Raw genomic sequence first — 8,805 nt, 5'->3', positions numbered from 1 at the left:
CCGCCGAAAGCTGGCTGAACAATGCCGCCACCAACGAGACCCGCGGCAAGGTTCTGTCGGCCTACATGATCGCGCAGACGCTGGGGCTGATCGGGGCGCAGGGGCTGCTGACGCTGGGGGATGCGGCGACCTCGGTGCTGTTCATCGGTGCCTCGATCCTGGTGTCCATCTCCTTTGCGCCGATCCTGCTGTCGGCGGTGCCGGTGCCGGCGGCAGAGGTGGCGCGGCCGATGCCACTGCACCGGCTCTTTGTCAGCTCGCCCCTGGGGACGGTCGGGATCTTCCTGCTGGGCACGGTCTATGCGACGCAATCCGGCATGGGGGCGGTCTATGGCACCGAGATCGGGCTGAGCACGAACCAGATCGCAACCTTCATCGCGACGCTCTTTGCCGGGGCGTTGTTCCTGCAATACCCCATCGGCTGGCTGTCGGACCGGGTGGACCGGCGCAAGCTGATTTTCGGGGCGGCGGTGATTGGCGGGGTTGCCGCCGTGGCCGGCTGGTTTTCCGGTGGCGGGTTCTGGCTGCTGACCGGCGCGGCCTTTTTCGCAGGCGGCGTGTCGGCGCCTCTGTATGCGCTGTTCCTGGCCTATACCAACGACTTTCTCGATGCCGAGGACATGGCGGCGGCCTCGGGCGGGCTGGTGTTCACCTTTGGACTGGGGGCCATCGCGGGGCCGCTGGCGACGGGCTGGGCGATGCAGGTCTTTGGGCCCGGGGCCTTCTGGCTGTTCATGTCCGGCACCTTTGGTGCCATCGGGCTGTACGCGCTGTACCGCATGACGCAGCGGGCCGGTGTCCCGGTGGACGAGACCGACAGCTACCTCGGCATCCTGCCGACCTCGTCCCCGGTGGCGCTGGAAGCGGCCAGCGCCTGGGCCATCGACCAGGCAGAGGCAGAGGACGAGCGGGCGGAGGCTCAGTCCTCCTGATTGGAGCGTTCGCGGATGCCCGACAGCAGGCGGCCCACAAGGAAGGTCGAACGAGGCGTGTAGATGTAGCGGGTGCGGGTTTCCGTGGCGCGGCGCTTGCGCATCCGGACCAGGCCGAAGACCACCAGCAGCGCGTGCCCCGCCGCGATCATGACAAAGAGCGCGGGCGGGCCGTAAAGCTCGATCAGGGCCGAGGCGAACCAGGGCGCGGCGATGGCGCCGACGGCGAACCAGAACATCAGCGCCGCCGAAAGCGCGATGCGTTCGTCGCTGGCGGCAAAGTCATGCGCGTGCGCGGCGGCGATCGAGAAGATCGGAAAGGTGGTCAGGCCGAAGATGGCGGCGGTCAGCATGATCCCGAGGGTGGGCAGGCCGGTGGCCAGCGCGGTCAGCGTGCAACTGGCGATGGCCGCGACCGACAGCCAGACCAGCACCCAGCGCCGATCATAGCGGTCGGCCAGCCAGCCGACCGGGTATTGCGCCAGCGCCCCGCCCGCCACGAAGGAGGCCAGGAAGAACGCGATCTGCGCGGTCTCCAGCCCGACGCCGGTGCCGTAGAGCGGGCCAACCATCCGGAACGAGGAACTGGACAGCGCGGCCACCAGCACCCCGGCCACCGCCAGCGGTGAACGCGCCCAGGCCAGGCCCGGTGTCAGGCGCGGGGCATCGGGGGTTTCCGGCGGGCGCAGGCGGCTCAGCGTCAGCGGCAGCAGGGCGGCGGTGCAGAGCAGCGCCAGCAGCGTGTAGCTGACGTAATGCGCCGGCGGCAGGATCGAGATCATCAGCTGCGCACTCAGCGAGGCGCCGAGGTCGGCGAGGCGATAGGCGCCGGTGGCGCGGCCCCGGGTCTCGTTCGTGACCTTGGCGTGCAGCCAGGCCTCGATCACCGTGTAACAGCCCGCCACGCAGAGCCCCTGGCCGATCCGCAGCGTGGCCCAGGCATAGGGGTTTTCGACCAGGACGTGGCCCAGGATGCCGATGGTGCCCAGGGCGGTGAAGGCGGCGAAGGCGCGTGAATGGCCCACCGATCCCATGAGGCGCGGCGCCCACCAGCAGCCGATGAAGAACCCGGCGAAATGCGCCGAGCCCAAGAGGCCGATCTGCGTGGTCGTGAAGTCCAGCGCCAGCCCGGACAGCGCGTCGAGCGGGCCGACGCTGCCCGAGGAAAGCTGTAGCAGGATGACCGAAAGAAAGAGCGAGGCAAAGGAGATGAACAGGCGCATGTCGTGTTTCTGCCCGCTCGGGCGGCAGAAGTCAGGTGGCTTCGCGACATATTCTTGTCGTTTCGGCCGTGGCCTCCGCTCAGCCGGGGGTGGGCCAGTCGTGCAGCTTTCCCGCCTCCAGACGCCATGTCCGGGGCGGCTGCATCCGGGCGCGCAGCCGGTCTATGCGCCAGGCGGTCTGGTCCGGCGCATGGATGGGATCGCAGCGAAACCGCGTTTCTACCCCCGGCGCGCCGCCCGCGCCCGGCGTCAGGATCAGCCCCAGCGGACGGCAGTGCCCCATGCCCGCCCCGGCCTCTGCCGCAAGGTGCAGCCGGCGCACAGGGGTCATGGGGGGCGGCTCTGCCAGGTCCCCGACCACCAGTGGCGCTGCGCCGCTGCGCAGCGCCTCTTCCATCGCCCAGAGGCTGTCGACGGGGCGGTCGGTGGCGACGAAGATCACCTCTCCGGGCGGCAGGATCGCCTGCATGCCGCAGGGGTTGAGCTGATCCGGGCTGTGGCGGCGGGTGATCCAGATCACCGGCCCGCCCGCCTGTGCCGCGACATGCAGCGCCAGCGTGCGCCGGGCCTGACCGCAGAGTTCGTGCACGCGGGCATGCGGCAGCAGGATGTCACGCCACAGAACCAGCGCGGGGGGCGGCGCATGGGGGCGGCGCGTGAGCAGGGCAGAGGCCATTGTCATGGGGCAAGATTAGCGTGTTCTTATTTTGTTCTCAAGCGTGGAGTTCGGATTGCCCGACGAAAATGCGCCGGGACCGGTGCCCCTTGCCATCCCGGCTGGGCCTGTCATCTTGGCGCCCGACCGACGATTTCAGACAAGGGCCTTTCCCATGAAGATGAACCCGCTGGGCCGCACCGGCCTGATGGTGTCCGAACTGTGCCTGGGCACGATGACCTTCGGCAACCAGACCCCGCCCGCAGAGGCCCACCGCCAGATCGACAGGGCGCTGGAGGCCGGGATCAATTTCATGGACACCGCCGAGATGTACCCGGTGAACCCGGTCCGGGCCGAAACCTATGGCCGGACAGAGGAAATCATCGGCGACTGGAACGCCGCCTCTGGCCGCCGGTCCGAGTGGATCCTGGCCACCAAGCATTCCGGCGAGGGCAGCATGGCGCGCGACGGGGCGCCGATCACCTCGAAGACGATCCGTGACACGGTCGAGGCCTCGCTCAAGCGCCTCAAGACCGATTACATCGACCTCTACCAGTTCCACTGGCCGAACCGGGGCAGTTACATGTTCCGCAAGAACTGGCGCTATGACCCCTCGCAATCGGGCTGGACCCGCGCGCAGGTGGTGGCGGACATGGAGGATTGCCTGGGCGCGTTGCAGGCCGAGGTCGAGCGGGGCACAATCCGCGCCTTTGGCCTGTCGAACGAAAGCGCCTGGGGCACGGCGCTGTGGCTGGAGGCGGCGGAGCGCGTGGGTGGGCCGCGCGTGGCGTCGATCCAGAACGAATACTCGCTGCTCTGCCGGCTGGCGGACACCGACCTGGCGGAACTGATGGTCTACGAGGACGTGGGCCTGCTGCCCTTCTCGCCGCTGGGGGCCGGGTTCCTGACCGGCAAGTACCAGGGCGGCGCGGTGCCCGAAGGCTCGCGCATGTCGCTGAACGAGACGATGGGCGGGCGGCTGAGCCCGCGTGTCTTCGAGGCGGTGGAGGCCTATCTTGGCGTGGCGCGGGAGTTTGACCTGGACCCGGTGCACATGGCGCTGGCCTGGTCGGCGCGGCGGCCTTTCGTGGCGTCCTCGATCTTTGGCGCGACCACGCTGGAGCAGCTGGACCACCTGCTGGGGGCCAGCGACCTGGTGCTCTCCGACGACCTGCTGGCGCGCCTGGACGAGGTCCACAAGGCGCATCCGATGCCCTATTGAGACGGCCCCTCCGGGCGGCGCGTCATTGCCGGGCCAGCCGCTCGAAGGGATCGCGTTCCAACTTGGCATGCGGCTCTGCCGGGGCGTCGAAATCCGGAAGGTAGAGTCCCGCAGTCCAGCTTTCGGGCAGCTTGTCGATCACTACCGCAAGCCATTTGCTGGCGGCGGCCGCACGTTTGCGCAGCCGGTCCGCGGCATCCGGGTCGCGGTCACGCAGGCGGTCGTAGCGGCCGACAACCCAGGCCTGGACCCGGTCGGGGCCAATGGAAAAGTAGAGCACGAGCGCGGCCACGAGGCTCATCACCGCAAGAAAGACCACGAAGCCCGGTTTCAGGATGACAAGCGTCAGCAGGAGCAGCAGCGAAAGGATCCTTGGCGCGTCCGGGCGCCGCAGGAAAGCCCGGGTCCGCGTGCGGAGCCATTGCAGCGGAGGTCCTTTTTTGCCGGTGCGTTCGGACGGCTGGGCCCGTGCCGCGACGGCAGGCGCATGATCCTGCGCAGCTGATCCTTGAGGGATGATGCGCCGGCGACGCCTTTGCCGGGCCGCTTGTTCCGACGGTGATTGCGTGTCCTCATGCTGGTCCAGCATCGTTCGAATTGCCAGAAGATCCGGATCGGCGGACCCGTCACAATACGCGTCTGCTGATGGGGTGTCTGGATGAGGGGCCTTTCGCATTCTGCCTTCCCAACTTTCCTGGAACGTCTTTTTCAAAGACCTGGGCCGCGCAAAAGGCAGGACATCGTTCAACCCGTTTGCGCCCCTTCAGGGTAATGTTGAATGCGGCGGAATTATGGTGCTGGCGGACTTCGGGCCGGGGTGTTGCCCCTATCCCCTCACCTTTGCCTCCAGCGCCCTGACGTGGTCGGGCAGGGCGCGGGCGGTGATGCTGGCCTCTTTCACCAGGTGGTCGAAATGACGGGTGATGGCGGTCACGCGTTCGGTGTCGCGGAAGGCCAGGTAGTTGCGGCCCATGTAGAGCACCGCCAAGAGCGGACCGAAGACCGTGACCGGCGCCGAGTAGAGCCGTCGGGCATCAAAGAGATAGATCCGCAGCCGGGGGTAGAGCGTGGCGCTGAGGCCCGCCAGTTGCGCCAGTTGCACGCGGCGAATGTCGGCCGGGATGCCGGCGTAATAGCCCACGCCTTCGGCGAAGCTTTCGACCTCGTAGAGGGGCAGGGCGATTTCATAGTCGGATTTCGAGGCGCGCATCCAGTCCAGCCGGTCCTCGGACGCGTTGATCGCCTGTTCGGTGGTGCGGCCCAGATGCGGCCCGTATTCCCATTCCAGCACCGCGCGCGTCTTGAGCATGTCGGGCAGCGCGGCGGGAACGTGGCGGATCTTGTAGCCCTCCGCCTCGCGATGCCAGCGGAAGATCTGTTCGTCCACCAGCGCCCGGGGCGCCTCTGTCAGGGTCAGGGAGGTGGCCAGCAGGTCGGCGGCGGATTCCGGTCGATCCGAGAGGCCCAGGAGCCAGTCCGACGACACGCCGAGCGCCTGCGCGCAGGAGCCGACAAGCTGGGCATTGGGCAGGCGCGCGCCGGTGTCCTTGAGCAGTTGCGAGATGGTCGAGCGGTCGACGCCCACGGCCCGTGCCAGCGCGGTCTGGTTCGACCCGGCCCGCTGCATCGCCTCTGTCAGCCGTTTGCGCAGCAGGTCCGCGCGCACCCGCTTGTCGATAATTTTGCTCATTGATGATTTTTGTCACATAACGCGAGAAATGTGAACCATAGACAGGATGCCACCCCGCTCACGCGGCCGTTACCCTGGCCCCGAGTTCAGAACATTCGGAGGTTTTATGGAAACGCGGGCGCGCACGCTTGTGAAATCCGTCCTGTGGACGGCATTGGGACTGGTGTCGATGGCGGGGGTGGGCCTGGCCTTTACCGGCTCATTGGCGGTCGGGGGCGGGATGGCGGTGGTGAACGCCGTGATCGGCTTTCTGTCCTACCTGGTTTACGAGCGCCTCTGGTCGGGTATCCGCTGGGGCCGGCATGTCTGAGCGGCTGCGCGGGCTGGAATGGCCGACGCTGTTGCTGTTGGCGGGGTGTTATGCCCTCTGGGCGCTGGGGACGACATGGGCGGCGGCGGTCTGGCTGCCGCTGGGTATGGTCCTGGTGACGCTGGGCGCGGCGCTGCATTCCTCTCTGACGCATGAGATGCTGCACGGACATCCGTTCCGGTCGCGGTTCTGGAACGGGGCGCTGGTGTTTCCGGCGCTGTCGCTGGTGGTGCCCTACCTGCGGTTCAAGGACACGCACCTGGCGCATCACCGGGACTCGATCCTGACCGATCCCTACGACGACCCCGAGAGCAATTTCCTGGACCCCAAGGTCTGGCACCGCCTGCCGCGCGCGGCGCGGATGGTGATGCGGGTGAACAACACGCTGGCAGGGCGGATGTTGCTGGGGCCCTTGCTGGGGACACTGGCCTTTACCCTGTCGGACCTGCGCGCGGTGAGGCGCGGGGACCGGCGGGTGCTGCTGGGCTGGGCGCTGCATGTGCCGGCGGTGGGTGTAGTGGTCTGGTGGATGGTGGCGCTGGGGCGGATGCCGGCCTGGGCCTTCCTGCTCAGCACCTATGCGGCGCTGGCGATCCTGAAGATCCGCACCTTCCTGGAGCACCGCGCGCATGAGGACGCGCGGGGGCGGACGGTGATCATCGAGGATCGCGGGCCGCTGGCGCTGATCTTTCTCAACAACAACCTGCATGTGGTGCACCACATGCACGCGATGGTGCCCTGGTATCGGCTGCCGGTGATGTACCGCCGCAACCCGCAGCGCTACCTGTCGCGCAACGGCGACTACCGCTATCGTTCTTACGCCGAGGTGTTCCGGCGCTATTTCCTGCGTGCCAAGGACCCGGTGCCGCATCCGCTCTGGCCGCGGGGCTGACCCTGTCCCGGGGAGGGTTGCGCTTGCACCTGTCGGCCCGCTGCCGCTAATGGCGGCATGGACCTCTGGATCATTGCCACCCTTTGCGCGGCCACCTTTCAGACCGCGCGTTTCATGCTGCACAAGCTGTTGGCGACGGGCGACATCAGCGCCACGGGCAGCACCTTTGCGCGGTTTGCCTATGCCATGCCGGCGGGACTGGTGGTGCTGCTGCTGTACCTGGGCCTGACCGGGACCAGCCTGCCCATGCCCGCGCCTGCCTTCTGGCCCTGGGCGGTGGTCGGCGGACTGGGGCAGATCCTGGCCACCGTGCTGGTGGTCCTGGCCTTCCGCGAGCGCAATTTCGCCGTGGGCATCACCTTCAAGAAGACCGAGGTCATCCAGACCGCGCTGATGGGGTTCGTCCTTTTGGGTGAGGCGATCTCTCCGCTTGGCTGGCTGGCGATCGGGATCGGGCTGGTGGGCGTGCTGATGCTGTCCAAGACGCCGGATGCGGCGGGGCTGTGGCGCGGGCTGCGCAGCCGCGCGGTGCTGCTGGGCGTCGGGTCGGGCTTTTTCTTTGCCGTCGCGGGCGTGGGCTATCGCGCCACGACGCTGGAAGTGCCCAGCGAGGACCCGGTGCTGCGCGCGGCCCTGTCGCTGGTCTGCGTGACGGCCATGCAGACCCTGGGCATGGCGTTCTGGCTGCGTTGGCGCGAGCCGGGGCAGATTGCTGCCGTCTGGGCCGCGCGAGGCCGGGCGGTCTGGCTGGGGCTGACCTCGATGGCCGGAACAATGGGTTGGTTCACCGCCTTCACGCTGCAGAAGGCGGCCTATGTCTACGCGCTGGGCCAGGTGGAGTTGATCCTGTCGCTGGCGGCCTCGGTCCTGTTCTTTCGCGAATCCGTCACGCGGCGGGAGGTGCTGGGGATCGCGGTGCTGACGGCCTCGATCCTGGTTCTGGTTCTGGGGCTGTGAGCGGCGCGCGCGAGAGCGCGTCGCGCAGGACCAGCGTCACGGTGGTGAAGCTGACGTAAAGCAGAAGATACCACGATCCCATCTTGGACAGGTGCACGAGGTCGAGGGTGGTCTGGCCCTTGTAGAGCCATGTATTGGTATTCGTGCCCACGTTCTCGGCGATCCAGAGGAAGATCGAGGTGAGGAAAGCGGCCACGGGCAGCGGCATCCAGCGGCGGGTACGGTTGATCGTGAACCAGACGCGGGTGCGGGCGAAGAGCAGCACCGTGGCGGCCATCAGGACATAGCGCGCGTCGGGTAAGTAGTGGTGGGCGAAGAAATTGACGTAGATCGCCACGGCCAGCGTCACGCTGGTCCAGAACGGTGGGTAGGGCGCGAATTTCATGTCGAAGATGCGGATGACGCGGGCCATGTAGCTGCCGACCGCCGCGTACATGAAGCCGGAGAAGAGCGGCACGCCGTGGATCTTCAGAAGCGCGTCCTCGGGATAGGCCCAGCTTCCGGCATTGACCTTGAACAGTTCCATCGCCGTGCCGGTGAGGTGGAATAGCAGGATGACCCTGGCCTCGGTCAGGGTTTCGAGTTTCAGCGCAAGGAAGGAGAGCTGCAGGGTGAGGGCATAGAGGAAGAGCCCGTCGTAGCGGTGAAGCGCCCAATTGTCCTGCCAGATGCGGTCCGACAGGATCAGCCCGCCCAGCATCAGGAAGCCGAAGAGGCAGGCCCAGCCCTGCTTGAGCAGGAACATCAGGAGATCGGCAAGGCCGGTGGGGAGATGCGCGCGGGTGAAATCCCCGAGCGCGCGTTCGAGGCGTCTGGTCGTGATCATGGCGTCTTGTGGTCCCTTGGGGGAGGGCACGCCAGTCAGGGATGCCTGACCTTTTGGCTGCTGGGGAGCGGGGGCGCTGCCCCCGTCTCCCTTCGGTC

The 8,805-nt window shown here is 67.4% G+C and carries 10 protein-coding genes; 5 read left to right on the top strand and 5 right to left on the bottom strand.

Annotated features, from left to right (window positions below; genetic code table 11):
• On the top strand, nt 1-932 hold a 932-nt coding region (locus PVW46_RS16685; RefSeq protein WP_274576717.1), incomplete at its 5' end, for an MFS transporter.
• Here PVW46_RS16685 and PVW46_RS16680 read toward each other — a convergent pair.
• Together PVW46_RS16680 and PVW46_RS16675 are read right to left on the bottom strand one after the other, a co-directional pair.
• Nucleotides 920-2,155, bottom strand: a complete 1,236-nt coding sequence (locus tag PVW46_RS16680) for an MFS transporter (protein ID WP_043141871.1) — start codon at nt 2,153-2,155, stop codon at nt 920-922. The genes PVW46_RS16685 and PVW46_RS16680 overlap by 13 nt on opposite strands.
• Nucleotides 2,156-2,234: 79 nt before the next feature.
• A complete protein-coding gene (locus PVW46_RS16675) occupies nt 2,235-2,831 on the bottom strand; it encodes an ImuA family protein (protein ID WP_069208761.1) in 597 nt (198 codons plus the stop codon).
• A 154-nt stretch (nt 2,832-2,985) separates the two neighbouring features.
• Between PVW46_RS16675 and PVW46_RS16670 the strand changes: the two genes are divergently transcribed.
• Nucleotides 2,986-4,032 (top strand): aldo/keto reductase, encoded by a 1,047-nt coding sequence (locus PVW46_RS16670; protein WP_043141875.1) that lies wholly within the window; start codon nt 2,986-2,988, stop codon nt 4,030-4,032.
• Between the two features lie 22 nt (nt 4,033-4,054).
• On the opposite strand, the gene PVW46_RS16665 is transcribed toward PVW46_RS16670, so the two are convergent.
• On the bottom strand, nt 4,055-4,621 hold the full coding sequence (locus PVW46_RS16665) for a hypothetical protein (RefSeq protein ID WP_069208762.1): 567 nt from the start codon (nt 4,619-4,621) through the stop codon (nt 4,055-4,057).
• A gap of 237 nt (nt 4,622-4,858) precedes the next feature.
• Nucleotides 4,859-5,722 carry a helix-turn-helix domain-containing protein gene (locus tag PVW46_RS16660; RefSeq protein ID WP_069208763.1) on the bottom strand — a complete coding sequence of 288 codons (864 nt, stop codon included), beginning with the start codon at nt 5,720-5,722 and terminating at the stop codon, nt 4,859-4,861.
• Nucleotides 5,723-5,828: 106 nt separating this feature from the next.
• Here PVW46_RS16660 and PVW46_RS16655 point away from each other — a divergent pair, with 106 nt between their 5' ends.
• Genes PVW46_RS16655 through PVW46_RS16645 form a run of 3 tightly spaced genes read left to right on the top strand, consistent with a single transcriptional unit; the run spans nt 5,829 to nt 7,881 of the window.
• Nucleotides 5,829-6,032 (top strand): DUF2061 domain-containing protein, encoded by a 204-nt coding sequence (locus tag PVW46_RS16655; RefSeq protein ID WP_043141879.1) that lies wholly within the window; start codon nt 5,829-5,831, stop codon nt 6,030-6,032.
• The gene (locus PVW46_RS16650) at nt 6,025-6,924 is read left to right on the top strand and encodes a fatty acid desaturase (protein ID WP_069208764.1); all 900 of its coding nucleotides are present in this window, start codon (nt 6,025-6,027) and stop codon (nt 6,922-6,924) included. The genes PVW46_RS16655 and PVW46_RS16650 overlap by 8 nt, the downstream gene beginning before the upstream one ends.
• A 57-nt stretch (nt 6,925-6,981) precedes the next feature.
• Nucleotides 6,982-7,881: an EamA family transporter gene (locus PVW46_RS16645; protein ID WP_069208765.1), complete on the top strand. Its 900-nt coding sequence runs from the start codon at nt 6,982-6,984 to the stop codon at nt 7,879-7,881.
• Here PVW46_RS16645 and PVW46_RS16640 read toward each other — a convergent pair.
• Nucleotides 7,811-8,707, bottom strand: coding sequence for a DUF817 domain-containing protein (locus tag PVW46_RS16640; RefSeq protein WP_069208766.1), 897 nt, complete (start codon nt 8,705-8,707; stop codon nt 7,811-7,813). The genes PVW46_RS16645 and PVW46_RS16640 overlap by 71 nt on opposite strands.
• Between the last annotated feature and the right edge of the window lie 98 nt (nt 8,708-8,805).

Source organism: Mameliella sp. AT18 (genome assembly GCF_028807275.1).
GTDB classification, from domain to species: domain Bacteria; phylum Pseudomonadota; class Alphaproteobacteria; order Rhodobacterales; family Rhodobacteraceae; genus Antarctobacter; species Antarctobacter albus.
This window is presented reverse-complemented; position numbering and strand designations above follow the sequence as displayed.

Excerpts from the sequence above, each read along its gene's own strand:
- PVW46_RS16675 (WP_069208761.1), bottom strand. The coding sequence starts at position 2,831 with ATGGCCTCTGCCCTGCTCACGCGCCGCCCCCATGCGCCGCCCCCCGCG.
- PVW46_RS16670 (WP_043141875.1), top strand. The coding sequence starts at position 2,986 with ATGAAGATGAACCCGCTGGGCCGCACCGGCCTGATGGTGTCCGAACTG.
- PVW46_RS16645 (WP_069208765.1), top strand. The coding sequence starts at position 6,982 with ATGGACCTCTGGATCATTGCCACCCTTTGCGCGGCCACCTTTCAGACC.
- PVW46_RS16680 (WP_043141871.1), bottom strand. The coding sequence starts at position 2,155 with ATGCGCCTGTTCATCTCCTTTGCCTCGCTCTTTCTTTCGGTCATCCTG.
- PVW46_RS16665 (WP_069208762.1), bottom strand. The coding sequence starts at position 4,621 with ATGCTGGACCAGCATGAGGACACGCAATCACCGTCGGAACAAGCGGCC.
- PVW46_RS16640 (WP_069208766.1), bottom strand. The coding sequence starts at position 8,707 with ATGATCACGACCAGACGCCTCGAACGCGCGCTCGGGGATTTCACCCGC.
- PVW46_RS16650 (WP_069208764.1), top strand. The coding sequence starts at position 6,025 with ATGTCTGAGCGGCTGCGCGGGCTGGAATGGCCGACGCTGTTGCTGTTG.
- PVW46_RS16655 (WP_043141879.1), top strand. The coding sequence starts at position 5,829 with ATGGAAACGCGGGCGCGCACGCTTGTGAAATCCGTCCTGTGGACGGCA.
- PVW46_RS16660 (WP_069208763.1), bottom strand. The coding sequence starts at position 5,722 with ATGAGCAAAATTATCGACAAGCGGGTGCGCGCGGACCTGCTGCGCAAA.